The sequence below is a fragment of the Cupriavidus phytohabitans genome, assembly GCF_000426345.1.
GTDB lineage: Bacteria > Pseudomonadota > Gammaproteobacteria > Burkholderiales > Burkholderiaceae > Cupriavidus.
This window is the reverse complement of record NZ_AUFE01000058.1, coordinates 17,523-34,230: the sequence shown is the minus strand read 5'-3', so window position 1 is coordinate 34,230 and position 16,708 is coordinate 17,523. Positions and strand designations below refer to the sequence as shown.

Annotated in this window: 15 protein-coding genes and 1 pseudogene; 10 read left to right on the top strand and 6 right to left on the bottom strand. The window is 61.6% G+C overall.

Annotated elements, in window-relative coordinates:
- Both K309_RS37630 and K309_RS0127570 read right to left on the bottom strand, forming a co-directional pair.
- Positions 1–588, bottom strand: a 588-nt coding sequence (locus K309_RS37630; protein ID WP_232232507.1) for an ABC transporter permease, incomplete at its 3' end; no start/stop codon positions are given.
- A gap of 31 nt (positions 589–619) precedes the next feature.
- Positions 620–1,576 (bottom strand): ABC transporter permease, encoded by a 957-nt coding sequence (locus K309_RS0127570; protein WP_029049381.1) that lies wholly within the window; start codon positions 1,574–1,576, stop codon positions 620–622.
- A gap of 407 nt (positions 1,577–1,983) precedes the next feature.
- Between K309_RS0127570 and K309_RS0127565 the strand changes: the two genes are divergently transcribed.
- Positions 1,984–2,475 (top strand): Lrp/AsnC family transcriptional regulator, encoded by a 492-nt coding sequence (locus tag K309_RS0127565; RefSeq protein WP_029049380.1) that lies wholly within the window; start codon positions 1,984–1,986, stop codon positions 2,473–2,475.
- A gap of 102 nt (positions 2,476–2,577) precedes the next feature.
- Here the strand turns inward: K309_RS0127565 and alr are convergent, their stop codons facing one another.
- The 3 genes from alr to K309_RS0127550 all read right to left on the bottom strand — a co-directional run bounded on the left by alr (position 2,578) and on the right by K309_RS0127550 (position 5,983).
- Positions 2,578–3,678 (bottom strand): alanine racemase, encoded by a 1,101-nt coding sequence (gene alr / locus K309_RS0127560; protein WP_029049379.1) that lies wholly within the window; start codon positions 3,676–3,678, stop codon positions 2,578–2,580.
- A gap of 285 nt (positions 3,679–3,963) precedes the next feature.
- A complete protein-coding gene (locus K309_RS0127555; protein WP_029049378.1) occupies positions 3,964–5,268 on the bottom strand; it encodes an NAD(P)/FAD-dependent oxidoreductase in 1,305 nt (434 codons plus the stop codon).
- Positions 5,269–5,287: 19 nt separating this feature from the next.
- Positions 5,288–5,983: an HAD family hydrolase gene (locus K309_RS0127550; RefSeq protein ID WP_156914462.1), complete on the bottom strand. Its 696-nt coding sequence runs from the start codon at positions 5,981–5,983 to the stop codon at positions 5,288–5,290.
- A gap of 129 nt (positions 5,984–6,112) precedes the next feature.
- Here K309_RS0127550 and K309_RS0127545 point away from each other — a divergent pair, with 129 nt between their 5' ends.
- The 7 genes and pseudogenes from K309_RS0127545 (at position 6,113) to K309_RS0127520 (ending at position 12,427) form a co-directional block, all read left to right on the top strand.
- A complete protein-coding gene (locus K309_RS0127545; protein ID WP_029049376.1) occupies positions 6,113–7,108 on the top strand; it encodes a LysR family transcriptional regulator in 996 nt (331 codons plus the stop codon).
- A gap of 305 nt (positions 7,109–7,413) precedes the next feature.
- On the top strand, positions 7,414–7,494 hold the full coding sequence (locus K309_RS44125; protein ID WP_369796531.1) for a hypothetical protein: 81 nt from the start codon (positions 7,414–7,416) through the stop codon (positions 7,492–7,494).
- Between the two features lie 306 nt (positions 7,495–7,800).
- Positions 7,801–8,232 (top strand): hypothetical protein, encoded by a 432-nt coding sequence (locus tag K309_RS44120; protein WP_369796530.1) that lies wholly within the window; start codon positions 7,801–7,803, stop codon positions 8,230–8,232.
- A gap of 260 nt (positions 8,233–8,492) precedes the next feature.
- A complete protein-coding gene (locus tag K309_RS0127540) occupies positions 8,493–9,566 on the top strand; it encodes a porin (RefSeq protein ID WP_029049375.1) in 1,074 nt (357 codons plus the stop codon).
- A 154-nt stretch (positions 9,567–9,720) separates the two neighbouring features.
- Positions 9,721–10,581: an HTD2 family dehydratase gene (locus tag K309_RS0127535; protein ID WP_369796529.1), complete on the top strand. Its 861-nt coding sequence runs from the start codon at positions 9,721–9,723 to the stop codon at positions 10,579–10,581.
- 21 nt (positions 10,582–10,602) lie between these two features.
- Positions 10,603–10,794: pseudogene (locus K309_RS44115) on the top strand (CoA transferase); the annotation flags it as partial.
- Positions 10,795–11,080: 286 nt separating this feature from the next.
- The gene (locus tag K309_RS0127520) at positions 11,081–12,427 is read left to right on the top strand and encodes a class-II fumarase/aspartase family protein (RefSeq protein WP_029049371.1); all 1,347 of its coding nucleotides are present in this window, start codon (positions 11,081–11,083) and stop codon (positions 12,425–12,427) included.
- A gap of 147 nt (positions 12,428–12,574) precedes the next feature.
- Here K309_RS0127520 and K309_RS0127515 read toward each other — a convergent pair whose 3' ends face one another.
- Complete coding sequence (locus K309_RS0127515) at positions 12,575–13,504, bottom strand: LysR family transcriptional regulator (RefSeq protein ID WP_029049370.1); 930 nt, start codon at positions 13,502–13,504, stop codon at positions 12,575–12,577.
- A 145-nt stretch (positions 13,505–13,649) separates the two neighbouring features.
- Between K309_RS0127515 and K309_RS0127510 the strand changes: the two genes are divergently transcribed.
- Positions 13,650–14,621 (top strand): Bug family tripartite tricarboxylate transporter substrate binding protein, encoded by a 972-nt coding sequence (locus K309_RS0127510; protein ID WP_029049369.1) that lies wholly within the window; start codon positions 13,650–13,652, stop codon positions 14,619–14,621.
- Between the two features lies 1 nt (position 14,622).
- The gene (locus tag K309_RS0127505) at positions 14,623–16,656 is read left to right on the top strand and encodes a 4-oxalomesaconate tautomerase (RefSeq protein WP_029049368.1); all 2,034 of its coding nucleotides are present in this window, start codon (positions 14,623–14,625) and stop codon (positions 16,654–16,656) included.
- Positions 16,657–16,708 lie beyond the last annotated feature (52 nt).

The following is a 16,708-nucleotide window of genomic DNA, read 5'->3' as shown; positions in this document are numbered from 1 at the left end:
GGTCACGTAGTCCATCGCGTTGATGTTGACCGCCAGCGAGCGCGCGATGCGATACGCGCCGGGAACGTAGATGATGGCCGCGGTGATGGCGAGCATCCACACCGAGGAGCCGAAGGCGGCGACCATGATCAGCGCGAACATCTTGCTCGGGATCGCGGTGAGCGTATCGAGGCCGCGGCTCAGGCAGGCATCGATCCAGCGGCCGCTGACGGTGGCGAGCAGCGCGAGCGTGATGCCGATGCCGCTTGCGCACAGGGTCGAGACCAGCGCCAGGCAGACCGTATAGCGCGCGCCGAGCAGCACGCGCGCGAGCATATCCCGGCCCAGGTAGTCAGTGCCAAGCCAGTGGTGGGCGCTGACCGGCCCGAAGACCTGGAATTCGCCCGAGGCCGCTGCGTCCGGGTTGATCAGGATCGGGCCGAAGATGGCAGCGAGAAGCCAGCCCAGAAGAATGACGCAGCCGATCCATCCGCTAATACCTAACCGGGGACGTCGCGGGCGGCCACAGCTTTTATCGGTAGTGCCGAGCGCAGCCGGGGAGACCCCCGTGGCGCTGGCGAGCGGGGTGGTGTTGGTGGTGGTGGACACGGGGCGCGGCTCCTGCATGGCGTTCAGGGCATCAGCGGTAACGCAGACGCGGATTGGCGACGATGCCGCATACATCGGCAAGCGTGACGAGGGTCAGGTAAGTCGCGCAGAAAATCATGGCGCATACCTGGACTACGGGCATGTCGCGCTGGGCGACACTGTCGACCATCAGCTTGGCGATGCCCGGGTAATTGAAGATGGTCTCGATGATGATGACGCCGCCCAGCAGGTAGGACAGGCTCAGTGCCACGGCATTGGCGATCGGGCCGATGGCGTTGGGCAGCGCGTGGAACAGCACCAGGCGGGTGGACGAGGCACCCTTGAGCCGCACCATCTCGATATAGGGCGCCTGCAGCTGGTCGATCACCGCGGCGCGCGTCATGCGCAGCATCTGCGCGACGATCACGCAGCACAGTGTCAGCACCGGCATGGCCAGCGAACGCAGCACCTTGTCCCAGGATTCGTCGTTGCCGACATAGGCCAGTGCCGGCAGCCAGCGCAGCTGGACCGCGAACAGCAACACCGCCAGCGTGGCGACCAGGAATTCGGGCACGGAGACCACTGCGACTGCGCCGAGGCTGACGCCGCGGTCGAACCAGGTGCCGCGATAGACCGCCGCGAGGATGCCGAGGCCCAGCGCCACCGGCACCGAGATCAGCGCGGTCAGGCCAGCCAGCAGCAGCGAATTGGGCAGCCGGCTGCCGATGGCCTCCGACACCGGCATGTGGGTAGCCAGGGACTCGCCGGCATCGCCGGTCAGCAGGCCGCCCAGCCAGTGGACATAGCGCACCGGCGCCGGCACGTCCAGGCCCATCTGGCTGCGCAGCGCGGCCAGGGCCTCAGGGGTCGCGTCTTGCCCGAGCTGTTCCTGGGCGGCGTCGCCGGGCAGTACCGCCGTGATCGCGAAGACGATGGCCGAGACGGCCAGCAATGAGATCAGCGCCAGCCCGACACGCCGCGCCAGCAGACGCAAGATGAACAGGTTCATGAAGGTCTCCTCGTAGGTCGGCCCAGCCTGCCGGATCATCGCTGACAGCCGGCGTGCCTTGACGTATTGGGTGCGCGTGCACCATGGGTGCAAGGCGCTGGGATGCGCGTGATCTGCCGGCGGCGGTCAATCCCTCGCACGGCTTCTCAAGTCAGCCCATCACCGTCTTCTGGGTATTGAAGCATGTGTCACCGACGAATTTGCGGGGTATTCCGGACGAGGACAGTGAAAGCTGCGGTTTCGGGTGTATGGTTCGGCATTGAATGCCATGTGCACGATAAGGGTGCCTGTGCACCGCAACAATCTTGGGGAATACCCTATCCAACAGATCGTCCGGGCGCGCCCCGATTGCCCTCGCCGGATCGGACCGGGACAATGTGATGCAGTCATTCCAGGCTTGAAAGACCATGTCCGCGCCAATCAAACTTGATCGCCTCGACCTTCGGATTCTTGCCCACCTGCAAAAAAACGGCCGGATAACCAACGTCGACCTTGCCGATTCAGTGGGTCTGTCGGCAAGCCCTTGCCTGATTCGCGTCAAACGGCTCGAGCAGGCGGGTTATATCGGCGGATACAGCGCCGATATTCGGCTGGATAAGCTCGGCGACATTCTTACGGTGTTTACGGAGGTCACATTGGAGGACCACCATCGCGAGGATTTCGTGCGCTTCGAGAGGGCGGTGAGCGCTGTGGACGAGATTATCGAATGCCACCTGGTCAGTGGCGGCTACGATTACTTGCTGAAGTTCATCACCCGTGGTGTCAGCCACTACCAGGAACTGATGGAAAGTCTGTTGGAACGGAATATCGGGATCGAAAAGTACTTCAGCTTCATCGTGATCAAGTCGCCTTTCGTCAAGACTCACTATCCGATCGAAAAGCTGTTCCCTTCCACCTGAGCGGTATCAGGTTGCAGTAGGCCGGTGCGCGCACGTCACCCCTGCACTTCCGAGCGGCCACACCGAAATCAGAATACCGGTGCAAGGCGCACGGAAGCGCAATCAGTTGGCCACTTTGACCGGTACCCGAGGTGCGACGGCGCACATCAGCTCGTAGCCGATGGTCCCCGCGGCCGCGGCGACACTGTCGATGGGGACGTGCCGGCCCCATAACTCGACCGGGGTGCCGATGGTGGCCTCGGGGCAGTCGGTGAGGTCGACGGCAAGCATATCCATGGAAATGCGGCCCACCGTGCGAGTCAAGCGCGTTCCAACGCGCACGGGGGCAAAGTGATCGCCATGCGAAGAACTCGTGCGCGGGTAACCATCCGCGTAGCCGCACGCCACAATGCCAATGCGTTGGCGACGCGACGCCACATAGTGCGATCCGTAGCCTACGGCCTGGCCCGGCTGAATCTCCTGTACGGCCAGTATCTTGCTCGCCAGCGTCTGCGCTGCCTGCAGGCCGGATTCCGTTATGTCATCGGGCCGGCCCGATGGCGACGCACCATATAGCAGGATCCCGGCGCGTACCCAGTCGGCGTGGCAATCCGCATGCCACAACGTTGCTGCGGAGTTCGCCACCGATATCTCGCCGGGCAAGCCCAGCGTAGCGGCACGGAAAACCGCCAGCTGATCGGCGGTGCCCGTCGGCGCGTCCGCATCCGAGAAATGGGTCGCGTGGGTGACTGACTTCACCGCGGGAATGTTGCGCAGCCGTTGCCAGGCCGCCCGGTAGTCGCTCGGGCAAAAGCCAAGCCGGTTCATGCCCGAATTCAGCTTCAGGCAGACATCGAGCGACTGTGGAGGCAGTTGCGCGCTGCGCGAGGCAAGCTCCAGCATTCGCAACTGGTCTTCGCAATGTACCGCGGTGCTCAGCCGCAATGACGCGAGAAGCGGAATATCGCTTTCATCGAAGAATCCTTCCAGCAGCAGGATGGGCTTGCGCCAGCCCAGGTCCCGCAGCAATGCTGCCTCGTTCAGGTCCAGCAGCGCGCAACCGTCGGCATCGGCCAGCGCAGGGTAGACCCGGCCAATGCCATGGCCGTAGGCATTGGCTTTTACCACGGCCCACACTTTCGATGCGGGCGCGGCGCGACGCGCAACGGCGAGGTTGTTGGCAAGCGCCGACAGATGGATGGTCACGGAAATGGGGCGGGGCATGCTTGGGGCGAAATTTGTGCTGCGGTGTTGCCTGTGGCGGGCTCGGCACGCGTCATGACGGAGAAATAACTGCCGTGGGATCTTCCCTTGGGTATGCTCGCTATCGTATCGGCAGCTATCTAGTCGATGGTGCTGAATTGTTTGGCGAAATCAGCAAAAAATCCTAAACCGCGTGCACGGCTGGTGTCGCTGGACTTGCGCTGATTGGCCGTCCCGGGAGCGACAAATAAACAAAGCCGGTCCACCTGAAGCGGTGGACGGCCTTATTAGGGCTGCTGGCAAACCTTAATGCAGCCGCGTCCCCGCACCCAGCCAGCGCTCGAGCCCATGCGATATCGAGATTGCCAGGGCCCGGCGCCAGCCGTTAATCGAGACGATGTGGCGACGATAAATGGCATTGTGTAGCAGGCCAGCCAGACGTCCCTCCACATACCAGCCCGAAATACCCTTGACCGAGGCCAGCGAACCGACCGCCAGGCCACCCGCCAGCGAAATCAGCGATCCATAGTCCCGGAAGACAAAGGGCCGTACCGGCTTGCCCGCCAGATGCCGCGGCACCGCGTCCGCCAGATACAGGGCTTGCTGGAAGGCGACCTGTGCCCGCGTGGGGAGCTCCTTTGCCGCATTGGCGGGCCGGCAGCTGGCGCAATCGCCGATCGCGAAGACGTCTTCGTCATCCAGGCACTGAAGCGTAGGGCCCACGCGGGCCTGTCCCTTCTCATTGACAGCCAGGCCAAACGACGCGACCAGCGCCGGCGCAGCGACGCCTGCGGCCCAGACGACGACGTCCGCATCGACCGCCTCGGTGCCATTAAGCGTGAGTCCTTGCGGCGTGACCGCAGTCACGCGCTGCCCGGTGGCGATGCCGATGTTCTGCTTGGCGAGTTGCCGTGCCACCCGGGCCGCAAGCTCGCCATCCATCCCTGGCAGGAGACTCGGAGCCGCTTCGAGCACGGCAATATCCACGTCACGGCAAGGGTCGAGCTGATGGACGCCATAGCGGTTCAGCAGGAAGGAGGTGCGGCGCAATTGCGCGGCTAGCTGGACGCCGGTCGCTCCACCACCCACGATAGCCACCCGTACCTTGTTTGCCTCGCTGTTGGGCGACAACGCGGCGGCTGATTTGCGGCGCAGGGCGGCGTGCAGGCGCTCGCGCACGCGCTCAGCGCCGCTGACGCTGTCCAACGCCAGCGCATGTTCGCGTGCACCGGTCACGCCGAAGTACTGCGTAACACCGCCGATCGCGAGCACTAGCTTGTCATATGCCAGCTCCCGGATGCGCGCGCCGGACGTATCTGCTTCGCCGCCGGGGGTCAGGGATATCACGCGGTGCGACCGGTCCACGGAAACGAGGTCCCCCTGTATGAACTCGAAATGATTGCGTTCGGCCTGTAGCGCGAAGGAGGTGTAGTGAACGGTCGGCTCGACCGTTCCGGCGGCCACCTCATGCAACAGCGGCTTCCAGAGATGCGTCGGGCTGCGGTCTACCAGGATCACCCTGGCGCGCCGGCGTTTCCCTAACGTGCGCCCCAGTCCAATGGCGAGTTGCAAACCGGCGGCGCCACCGCCAACAACGACGATTGTATTCATATTGGTCTTCCGAAGTCAGCTAAGGAGCGGCGGAGGGAGCCGTGCGCGGTGCACCTCGAGAACGTGTATCGCGCGTCGGCCATGCCTCTCTACCGTTGTCGCTCCGCCTTGCGAATGCACCGTCATGCGCGTTGGGTCTTTCCACCTGCATGCCGAGGCGACGCGCGATTTCGTTACAGCGCCTCGATGCCGTCACCAGCGACGCATGCTGTGGCGGTACGCCCGTCGTGCGCAAGATCAGGCGATACAACTCGTCTTCCGACTGGTGCCCGGACAGGGCGTCTGCGGTGGCCACAACTGAAAACCGGTCGACCCAGTCTGGCCCCAGCGTTGATTCCATCAATGCGCAGACCATCCTGGACGAGAGCCTGGAGCCCAGTGCAAGGCGCACCCCGTCGAGCGCGGCGTCTTCCATCCGGGCAAGCGCCTGTGCTTCGATCCCAAACCAACCTTGAGCGCACGCGGCGATGAAGCGCTTCTCATACGCCAGTTGCGCGGCCTCCGCGTGCTCCCGCACCGTTTCGCTGTTTGCCGAACCTGTCGTCAGGCGAAGTTCGCTGAAAGCGTGTGCGACATCTTGCACTGACGTGGCAGCTTGCCGAGCGCATGAGGCTCGCCACGCTTCGCCGCGCTCTTCTTTGGGTTGGCCTTGGTGTGGATCGTCAAGCCGGGACATGACGTCGTCCAGTGCGAATACAAGCAGTTCAGGTGACATTGCCGTTCTCTCTTCTAAGAGCCTTCAATCTAGGGGGTGGCGTGGATTGCGTTTCCATGCTGCCCACTATAAGGTAGCGGGCTCATACGAAAAAATTGATAATCAAAACCGACCCATTGGTTTTTTGATATGAATCGATCCACCACGTTCCGGCAACTGAATGCCATCGATGCTGTTGCACGCCTGGGCGGTGTCTCGCGGGCGGCTGAAGAATTGCACCTGACGCAGCCGACGGTGTCATTGCAGTTGCGTCTTCTGGAGCAAGCGACCGGTACGCCGCTCGTGCAAAGGGTCGGCCGAGGGATGCAACTGACGCCTGCCGGTGAGGTCATCGCCGGCTATGCCGGCCAGATGCTGCGCTTGTGGCGCGACGCGGTCGAAGAAGTCGCCGCGCTCAAAGGGGACCAGGCCGGTACGCTACGGGTTGGGGCGATTACGACGGCAGAGTACCTGTTGCCGCCGATGCTGGTGGCATTCACCGGGCAACGGCCCGAGGTCAAGATCAAGCTCAGTGTAGGCAATCGCGAGGAGATCATCCGCATGCTGGCCATGCACGAAATCGACCTTGCCATCATTGGCCGGCCCCCCAGCGACGTGCGCACCCATGCGACGCCATTTGCCAAGCACCCCATGGCGTTCATCGCCGCGCCGGATCATCCGCTGATGTCACGCAGGAATCTTTCTCTGAAAGACTTGCTGAACGCCAACTTGCTGGTGCGGGAGAGGGGGTCTGGCACGCGCAATACGGTGGAGCGCCTTTTCAAGGAGGCGGGGCACCGCTTGCCCCTGGGTTCCGAGCTATCAAGCAATGCCGCCATCAAGCGCATGGTGGCGGCAGGGCTGGGTGTTGCCTTCCTCTCGCTGCATGCCTGCACGCTGGAATTCCAGGCAGGGCTGATCGGGCTGCTGCCACTCAAGGACAACCCGATTGAGCGCGACTGGTATGTCCTGAACCTTCCCGGCGTGCGAATTCCACGTGTTGCCATGGCGTTTCGAGCGTTTCTGATTGAACATGGCCAGGCGGAGATTACGCGCCAGCTCGAAACATTCGACGGGATACTCAGCCGTCTGCATACGAGATCTTCCCGTCGGCGCAAGGGCAAGGCGTCCACGCCTCGCGGCTAATCCCAGGGTCGCCGGGAGAACGGCGAGTGCTCAGGGGCTCCAACAATCTGCTCGTAAGCCACGCCAAAACGCAGTTGACTGCCGTATCTTGCACTGCGATCGGCACAATCATCGGTGCGAATGCTCTTAAGCTTTGACCGAGGGGCGTGCGCACCGCGGCGTGGGAAACCGGCATCCCGGGACCTGCGCCGGAGCGTGACCGTCGGCTGATGGGGAAGCGATCATGCAAGAACTAAGGACTTTCGAACTGGACGAGCCCGGGCAAACCGTCAGCTGGCGAGCCGGCTACAGACAGACTCTGTGCGGTGGCGGGCAAGCTTTGGGTGACAGGCGAGGGCGATCCCAACGATATCTGGAGAGCCGGGGACCGATCTGGCACTGCCTGAGGGGTATCGCGTGTGGCTGTCGGGCGACGGGCCGCGCGCTCGCTTTAACCTGTGGCAAACCTCGGCGCCGCGTTCGCTGCGTCGGCTTGGGGCGTGGCTGCGTGTGATGCGGCGTCGTGTGGGAGAACACAGCACGGATGCGTTAGGGGAGTGTCCGCGTATGCGGGCGCTGTGCCGATGAGTCTCGCACGCTGCCGGTATTCTTTGTTCTCTCCCGCGCGCGGGAGAGGGCGGCGGTGAGCCAGGATGACGCATTAAGCGTGCGGCGACGATGGTCGGGCAGCCATGTCACAAGCTGGTGCGTATGTGTCGCTCGATGAATTGGAGGAACTGGTTGAATACGCCATTGCAAGTTACCACGGTACGCCCCATGCCGGTCTGAACAACGTCACGCCGCTTGAGGCGATGGAGCATTTCATTCGCGGCAAGCAATCGGCGAAGCGATGCTCCGTGCGGGCTCCTCGGCATGGGATCAGGCCACACATCAATCTACATGGCGTACGTTATACCAGTGATGTTCTGGCGCGCAGCACACAGTTAATAGGGAAGCCGCTGCTTGCCGTGGTCCCTGAATGCGAGGTGCGCGGTGGTAATGCGGCGGGGAGACGAGGCCGTTCCTCGCAACAAGATCCTCCGCGCCAGTTCGCCGTCGTCACACAAATCGTGGAAGACCCAACTTTCCTTTGTTCTACGGCTCGCCGGCAAAGTAACGCACGCACTGGTACAGAGCAACCTTAAATAAGCGCTTCCCGAAGCTTCCCACATTGAATCTCCGGCCCATAGATTTTGGTTGGCGTTTTTAGCCTCCTTCTGAGCGAATCTGGCCACCCCTAGCCGGTGAGGTCGGTCATTCTACATTGATGCGCTAGCTGCATCAATTCTTCGAAACATTGCAATTCCCCCTTTCTGCTGATCCGTCCACACTGGCTGCAAATCGCCATCCACCCTGCCCGTCTGCAAGGAACGGCGAAACACCATAACAAGCCAAGGGAGATCAAATGAGCATCATGCTGGCGCGAGGGAATGGGGCGAACAGGAGGGTTGCAGCTGCAACTGTCCTTGGGATCATCATCACCGGTCCCGTTCAAGCGCAGACGTCGTCTGGGGTAACTCTATACGGCATTATCGATACCATGGTCCGCTACTCCAACAATAATGCGGGCGATAACAACTTGGCGGAATTGACCGAGGGGTACTTCAACGGCTCGCGCTGGGGGATGCGCGGCAACGAGGCGCTCGGGGGAGGTCTGTCCGCCATCTTTAATCTGGAAAGCGGCTTTGATCCGACGACTGGGAAATCGTTGCAGGGTACCGCGACGGCAAACTATGGGCAGCAAAGCACGGGCGGACAGGGACGCTTGTTCGGACGGCAGGCCTGGGTGGGGCTGAACCACGACACCCTCGGCAAGCTGACCTTTGGGCGGCAGTTCACCACGGCCTACGATGCGACGTCCCGTTTCCAGCCGAATGGGCATCCGAATCTGGACGCCGTTACTATCCTCAACGGCTATACGGGGCCGCGCCAGGACAACATGGCGAAGTACTTCGGGCAATGGGGCGGGCTATCGGCGGGGGCGCACTATACCTTTGGCGAGGTGGCCGGCCAGATGAAGCCAAGTTCCAGCTATGGCGTCTCCCTGGGCTATAAGCAGGGACCGGTGGACGTCGGCGGCTTCTGGCAACAGGCAAATGCACTAACGACACCCGAGGCGAGAAAGGTGTGGGGCTTGGGCGGCAACTATCAGTGGGGGATAGTCAAGCTGACCTTCGGCTATCTGAACAATCGATTTGACGTAAGTCCGACCCGCAACGACGTATTCACGGGCGGCTTTGCAGTGTCGGCCACCCAAGCCCTGACCTTATCGGTGGCGTCACATTACGACCGGCAGCGCAACGCTTCCGGGAGCCGGATCATGGTGACGGGGGTCGCCGACTACAACCTTTCAAAGCGTACGGACGTTTACGCGGAGGTAGATTTCAACCGCATTAGCGGAGCCTATGCACTCCCTGCTTTCATGGGCGTAAAGGGAAGCAAAGTAGGCGGCGGTATCGGTCTGCGACATCGATTCTGAGTGGCGCGATCAATTGCGCTTATAGATGGGCGTGTCGAGCCAGCGAGTGTATTGAGGAATTCGCATCTATATCGAATATGCAACCCCGTCCGCAAGGGCGCGTACTCACAATGTGGTGTGAGCCAAGGCAACCACATAATGCAAGGAGTCATCAGTGGAAGAACAGCCAATTGACCCTAAGACATGGATCGGACGCAGCGAGCGGCAGCAGGACACGGTTACCGCCGCACCCATTGCGGCGCTGCGGGCAACGTTGGACTATCCGGCGGCAGCGCAACCGGCGGGCACGCCGCTGCCACCACTGTGGCATTGGCTCTACTTCTTGCCCATGCATCGCCAGAGCGAGATCGGGCCGGACGGCCATGCTAAGCGCGGAGGGTTCCTGCCTCCCGTGCCGCTCCCGCGACGCATGTGGGCCGGGGGGCAGTTCGATTTCCGAGCTCCTCTCCGGGTGGGCGACCGAATCCTGCGCACTTCGACGATCGATGACGTCTCTAGCAAGCAGGGGCGGACCGGCAAGCTGGTATTCGTTAAGGTCCGTCACGAGGTATGCACGGAAGGGGGCGCGGAGCCGGCCTTGGTGGAGTTCCACGACATCGTCTACCGCGAAGCCCAGCAGCCAGGCGATGTGCCGGCCACGCCCCAGGCTGCGCCGGCGCAAGCAGCGTGGCAGCGACAGATCGTGCCGGACGACGTCCTGCTGTTCCGCTATTCGGCGCTGACCTTCAATGGGCACCGAATCCACTATGACCGCCGCTATGTGACCGGGGTCGAAGGCTATCCTGGCCTGATCGTCCACGGCCCGCTTATCGCGACGTTGCTGCTGGATCTGCTGCGCCGACAGCTGCCCGATGCCGACGTGGCCAGCTTCCGCTTCCGCGCAGTACGCCCGACCTTCGACCTCCACCCGTTCCTGGTTAGCGGGCAACCTCAGGCAGACGGCAAGACCATTCATTTGTGGGCGTCCGACCATGAGGGCCTGCTGACCATGGATGCCACCGCGGTTCTGCGCTGATTAGCCCAACGGGAAAACACGATGCAACCCCTCAAAGACCTGACGGTCGTCACCTTCGAACACGCTATCGCGGCGCCGTTCGCTACGCGCCAGCTTGCCGATCTCGGTGCACGTGTCATCAAAATCGAGCGGCCGGGCGTCGGCGACTTCGCCCGCGGATACGACGAACGCGTTCGCGGCATGGCGTCGCATTTCGTCTGGACCAACCGCTCTACAACGACATGCGGGGCGTCTGGGAACACTCGCAGCTGAGCGCGCGCGGCCGCTGGACCGAAGTCGACTCGCCGAAGGGCGTGCTGCCGGCACTTTTGCCGCCTGGTACATGGAGCGAACGGCCCCGCATGGATCCCATACCGGCATTGGGCGAGCATACCGACGCGATTCTCACGGAACTTGGATACGCCTCCCACGAAATCGCGACGATGCACGCGGAAGGCGTTGTGTGATAGTCCCTTGTCGGCCGGCGACACATCCGACTCTAATGGAGAGGTAGAACACTATGGCTTCCACCATCATCGACTCGCGCATCTTTGGCGATATGTTCAGCGACGTACGTATGCGCGAGGTTTGGTCCGACGAAAACAGAACCGCCAAGTACCTCGACATCGAACGTGCGTTGGCAAAGGTGCAGGGTAAGCTTGGCATCATCCCACAGGAAGCGGCAGAAGAAATCGTTCGAAACTGTGAACTATCGAAAATTGACTGGGTAAAGCTTAAGGCCAAGACCGAGCAGATCGGCTATCCCATTATTGCGGTGGTGAACCAGATAAACGGCAACTGCCGGGATGGGCTCGGCGAGTTCTGTCACTGGGGTGCCACGACTCAAGATATTACGGACACGGCGGCGGTGCTGCAGATGCGTGAGGGCCTTGCACTCATCGAGACGGATCTTGACGACATTGCCGACGCACTCGCGACGCTGGCTAAGCGGTACCGCGACACACCGGTAATTGGCCGGTCTAACCTGCAGCAGGCAACGCCCATTACTTTTGGCTACAAGATGGCCAGCATTCTTGCCGGCATTGATCGCCATCGCGAGCGGCTGCAGCAACTCAAGCCTCGCGTGTTGATGGGGGAGTTCGGCGGGGCGTCAGGTACGTTGTCCTCGCTGCAGATGGGCGCCATGGAAACACAGGCGGCATTGATGAAAGAACTAGGTCTGGTGCAGCCGCTGATCTCCTGGCACACGGTGCGCGATACCCTCGCCGAGGTTGGCGCTTTTCTCGGTCTTGTCGGTGGTTCCCTAGGCAAGATCGCGATGGACGTGAAACTGATGATGCAGACGGAAGTTGCCGAGGTGTTCGAGCCATTCGCCCCTGGGCGTGGTTCGTCGTCAACCATGCCGCAGAAGCGCAATCCGATCTCCTGTCTGTACATCCATGCCAACATTTCGGTGGCGCGACAGCATGCGGCTGCACTGATGGACGCGATGGTCGCCGACCACGAGCGTTCCACCGGACCGTGGGAGATCGAATGGGTATCGCTGCCCGAGATCTTTTGTCTGATTTCTGGCGCCTTGAAGCAGGCGAAGTTCGTTCTGCAGGGATTGGAGGTGGACGCAGTCCGCATGCGTGCGAATATCGACATCACGAACGGTCTAGTGATGTCCGAAGCCGTGATGATGGGGCTTGGTCCTTACATCGGCCGCGAGTACGCGCATGACCTCGTCTACGACCTCTGCCGCGAGGCTATCACTACTAACCGACAGTTGATCGACATTCTCGCGGCCCACCCGGAGATCAGCCGCCACGTGTCGCGCGAACAGTTAGAGGCGATGTGCGAACCGGCAAATAGTCTGGGCCAAGCTGGAGTAATGGTCGACCGGGTGTTGTCGAGTCGCGCCTAGGCCTATATTAGTACCGCGCTGCTGACGCGGTCATCAGCGGGCCGAGCACGCGAGTCGCCCCGACCTCATCTCCTGCTGATCTGCGATCGGAAAGGCGCATCGGAACCGGAGGAAGTGAGTCCTGCACGGACCGAAACACCGTGCCGGTTACCGACCGCGCCGGCGACCGGCGCCTTTGGTACGCACTGCCCTGCTCTCGCTGAGGAAGTCAAATAGCTGCTGCGCTGCTGGCGTCAGTGCGCGGCTTTTGCGGCGTATCAGACCAATCTTGCGCGTGACAACGGGATCGGTTAGCGGCACGCTGACGAGGAGGGGATGGTCCGGTCCCGGCATGGCAATCGATGGCACCGCAGCAATGCCAAGGCCGGCTTCCACGAGGCCCAGTGTGGTGGTCACATGCTGAGTCTCATAGATACTTTGAGGCAATCCTTGCACGTTGGACAGTGCCTGATCCAGGAGTAGCCGATTGCCTGATGCCTTGCTGACCGAGATGTAATCATACTTAGCAAGATCTGCCCATGTGACTTGCCGTCGCTTTGCGAGCGGGTGATCGCGGCGACAGGCCGCCACGAACCGTTCCTCTAGTAGCGGGCTGAATTCAATGTCCGCCTCTTGTCCACCCACGAAGTTGAGGCCAAAGTCCGCTTCGCTGCGCGACACCGCTGTCAGCACCTCGTTTGCGCTGGCGTCGAGAATCTTGACCCGGATCTTCGGATATTGGGCATGGTAGCGGGCGATAACCTGCGACAGAAAGTAATAGACCGTCGAGGGTACGCAGGCGATGGTCACTTCCCCCATGCGTGTGGTCGTCACGCCCCGTATGCCAAGCAACGTCTGGTCCAGTTCATCGAGTAAGTCCTTAACCTTTCGATCGAACTCCCGACCGACGGCAGTCAGACTCACCCGGCGAGTGGTGCGTTCCAGTAAGCGGACACCGAGTGCCTCTTCGAGTTTCTCAATGCGCCGGCTGAACGCTGGCTGGGACACATGCAGGGACGCGGCCGCCTTGCGGAAACTGTTCAGTTCTGCCACTGCTCGGAACGCCTGAAGATCGTTGAGGTTGAAGTTGATGGTCATTGCTCGTTCTCCCGTGCCTTGAGTCACTGATCCACAGTGTGCATCAATTGATCCTAAAAACTCAATTCACTTAAGAGCGCGAAATGACGACTATACGCATGCGGCCGGGCCGGCCGACGGCATAACGACATTACGGAGCAGACAAATGCAATCTACCAAGCAGCTTTTCTTCAGTGGGCTTGCCATCGCGGCTGCGCTCACTGCGACCAGCGTCCTGGCCGCATACCCGGAAAAGCGGATCACCCTGGTGGTACCCACTGCCGCAGGGGGAGGCAACGACGCCATGGCGCGTGTGGTCGGCCAAGCCATGTCATCGATCCTCAAGCAAACCGTCGTGGTCGACAACAAGGCTGGCGCCAATGGGGCCATTGCGAGCGAATTCGTGATGCGCGCCCCTCCTGATGGCTACACGCTGCTGCTCGGCTATGTGGCCACCCATGCGATGAACCCAGCGCTCCAGACCCTTCGCTATGACCCGATCAAGGACTTCGTGCCGGTCGGTATGGTCGGTTCGTCGGCCACCGTGATGGTGGTCAATCCGAGTCTGAAGGCCGCAGACGCAAAGGCAGTTGTAGCGTTGCTCAAGGCGGCGCCTGGGAAGCTCAGCTATGCATCTGCCGGCAATGGAACAGCCCCTCATTTCGCGGCCGAGATGTTCAAGCTCTCCACTGGCACAAACATGCTCCACGTCCCTTATAAGGGATCTGCGCCGGCGATAAATGACACGGTCGCCGGACAGACGCAGGTGATGTTTCCGAGCCTGTTTACCGCGTTGCCGCAGTTGAAGAACGGTAAGCTGAAGCCCGTCGGTATCGCGGGCAGCAAGCGCTCAGCGCTGATGCCGGAACTGCCGACCTTGAAGGAACAAGGTATCAACGATGTCGATGTGTCACAGTGGTACGCCATTCTTGCACCGGCAAACACCCCGGCTCCAATCGTGGAGACGCTGAACAAGGCGCTTAATCAGGCGTTGGCCGACAAGACCGTGGCGCAGCGCTTGGAGGGCCAGGGCGCGGAAGTTTCGGTCATGACAACTAGTCAAATGCGCACCTTTATGCAACAGGAACAGACCAAGTGGAAAGCGGTGGTTCAAGCGGCAAAGCTGAAGGCAGACTGAGATGAGCAAGACGATTCCTTGCGTGCTGATGCGTGCTGGCACTTCGCGCGGCCCGTTCTTCCTGCGCGAATGGCTACCGGAAGGCGATGAGGCGCGCGACCAAGCGTTGATTGGCGCGATCGGCGCGTCGGATCCGCTGCAACTGGATGGCGTCGGCGGTGGCAGTACGCTCAATAGCAAGGTCGCCATTGTTTCCCGATCGACGCAACCCGGGTGTGATTTGGACTACCTCTTCGCGCAGGTCGGCGTAGGTAATTGCTCGGTGGACACGCGGCCAAACTGCGGCAATATGCTTTCCGGTGTTGCCCCATTCGCCATCGAGCAGGGACTGATCTCTGCCCAGGATGGATCCACCCGCGTCCGCGTTCATAACGTCAATACGGGCGCCAGGATCGATGTGACGGTATGTACGCCGGGAGGCCGCGTAAGCTATGACGGCGACACCCGGATCGATGGCGTTGCTGGAACTGGGGCACCGATCTTGCTCGACTTCCTCGACGCTTGGGGCGCCGTGACCGGCAAGATATTCCCCACTGGCAAACGCATCGACCTGATCGATGGGATCGAGGTGACCTGCATTGACGCAGCTATGCCTTTAATGATTGTTCGAGCGCGCGACCTGGGAGTCAGCGGGCGCGAGGCGCCTGCCACTCTTGATAATGACGCCGCGCTTCTCGAGCGTTTGGAGGCGCTCCGGTTGCGGGCCGGACAGATGATGGGACTCGGCGATGTTTCCGACAGCGTCATTCCAAAGCCCGTGCTGGTCAGTCCCGGCGACTCGCCGAATAGCATCACTTCGCGCTACTTTACGCCGCGCAAATGCCATGCATCTCATGCCGTTACGGGCGCCATCGGCGTGGCCAGCGCGTTCGCTTTGCCAGGCACGGTTGCTAGCGAGCACAGCCGCCTGGTCGGGCAGCATGCCTTGGTGGTTTTGCATCCCGCCGGACGTATTGAGGTAGAGGTGGAACTGGAAGGCGAGGGGGATGAAGCAACTGTGACTCGTGCTGCACTCGTTCGAACGGCACGGAAAATCATGGATGGGCAACTCCACTTGCCAGACTATGTCTTCTCGCGGCCAGAACAGGCATGCCAGGTGAGCCAAGTTTCGCAATCGAAGCCCCTTAGGATCATTGTGCCGACGCGCGCGGGTGGCGGCAACGATGCGGTGGCGCACCTTATTGGCGTACGGCTCGCACGCCTACTGGGGCAGGACGTAATCATCGACAATCGTGCCGGCGCCAACGGCGGGATCGCTTGTGAGTATGTGGCACGAGCGGTGCCAGACGGCCAGACCCTATTGCTCGGCTATGTGGGGACCCACGCGATGAACCCCGCGCTTCAGCAGGTCGCATACGATCCCATCGACAGCTTCGCGCCGATAGGGCTGATCGGCTCGTCGCCGATACTCCTGGTTGGAAATCCCGCCCAGACGCCGGCTGAGTTGCGCACACTGATCGACAACCTGCGGCGAACGCCCCGCAGCCTTAGCTATGCTTCCGCGGGCGACGGGACGCCGCCGCACTTTGCTGCCGAGCTGTTCCAGCTCGCCACCGGCACGTCGATGCGCGGTAACACCTTCGAAGGGGCGGCGCCCGCGATCGCATCGACCATCGATGGACGCTCGCAGCTCATGTTCTCCAGCCTGCTTACCGCTTATCGCCCGTTGCGGGCTGGCCAAGTGCATGCACTTGCGGTCGCCGCTTCACAACGCATCCCCGGCCTGCCTGAGGTACCGACGCTTGCGGAGCTTGGCATTGCCGGGATGGAAATGACGCAGTGGTACGCTCTCTTCGCCCCGGCAGCGACTCCTGCAACGAAGGTGGATCAGCTAAATTGCGCCCTGAATGAAGTGCTGAAGGATCCGGAGGTTAAGCTCGGCCTTGAGAGCTATGGCGCGGCGCCTGAGCCTGGCTTTCCTAAACAGCTCGCTGCACGAGTGGCGGCTGAGTTGGCGCGCTGGAGGGGCGTGGTTCGGGAATCATCGTTGATGCCGTCGGCAAAGAGCGTTGAATCGTTTCGAGAGCCGTGTTGACCTGTATGCAATAGGTTGCGCGGAAGTAATCGCCTGCATTTCAGCAAGGGCT

What these genes read in the sequence shown, in the direction of transcription:
- K309_RS0127510 (WP_029049369.1), top strand. Translation starts at nt 13,650, where the DNA reads ATGCAATCTACCAAGCAGCTTTTCTTCAGTGGGCTTGCCATCGCGGCT.
- K309_RS0127515 (WP_029049370.1), bottom strand. Translation starts at nt 13,504, where the DNA reads ATGACCATCAACTTCAACCTCAACGATCTTCAGGCGTTCCGAGCAGTG.
- alr (WP_029049379.1), bottom strand. Translation starts at nt 3,678, where the DNA reads ATGCCCCGCCCCATTTCCGTGACCATCCATCTGTCGGCGCTTGCCAAC.
- K309_RS0127565 (WP_029049380.1), top strand. Translation starts at nt 1,984, where the DNA reads ATGTCCGCGCCAATCAAACTTGATCGCCTCGACCTTCGGATTCTTGCC.
- K309_RS0127520 (WP_029049371.1), top strand. Translation starts at nt 11,081, where the DNA reads ATGGCTTCCACCATCATCGACTCGCGCATCTTTGGCGATATGTTCAGC.
- K309_RS0127550 (WP_156914462.1), bottom strand. Translation starts at nt 5,983, where the DNA reads ATGTCACCTGAACTGCTTGTATTCGCACTGGACGACGTCATGTCCCGG.
- K309_RS0127570 (WP_029049381.1), bottom strand. Translation starts at nt 1,576, where the DNA reads ATGAACCTGTTCATCTTGCGTCTGCTGGCGCGGCGTGTCGGGCTGGCG.
- K309_RS0127555 (WP_029049378.1), bottom strand. Translation starts at nt 5,268, where the DNA reads ATGAATACAATCGTCGTTGTTGGCGGTGGCGCCGCCGGTTTGCAACTC.
- K309_RS0127540 (WP_029049375.1), top strand. Translation starts at nt 8,493, where the DNA reads ATGAGCATCATGCTGGCGCGAGGGAATGGGGCGAACAGGAGGGTTGCA.
- K309_RS0127505 (WP_029049368.1), top strand. Translation starts at nt 14,623, where the DNA reads ATGAGCAAGACGATTCCTTGCGTGCTGATGCGTGCTGGCACTTCGCGC.
- K309_RS0127545 (WP_029049376.1), top strand. Translation starts at nt 6,113, where the DNA reads ATGAATCGATCCACCACGTTCCGGCAACTGAATGCCATCGATGCTGTT.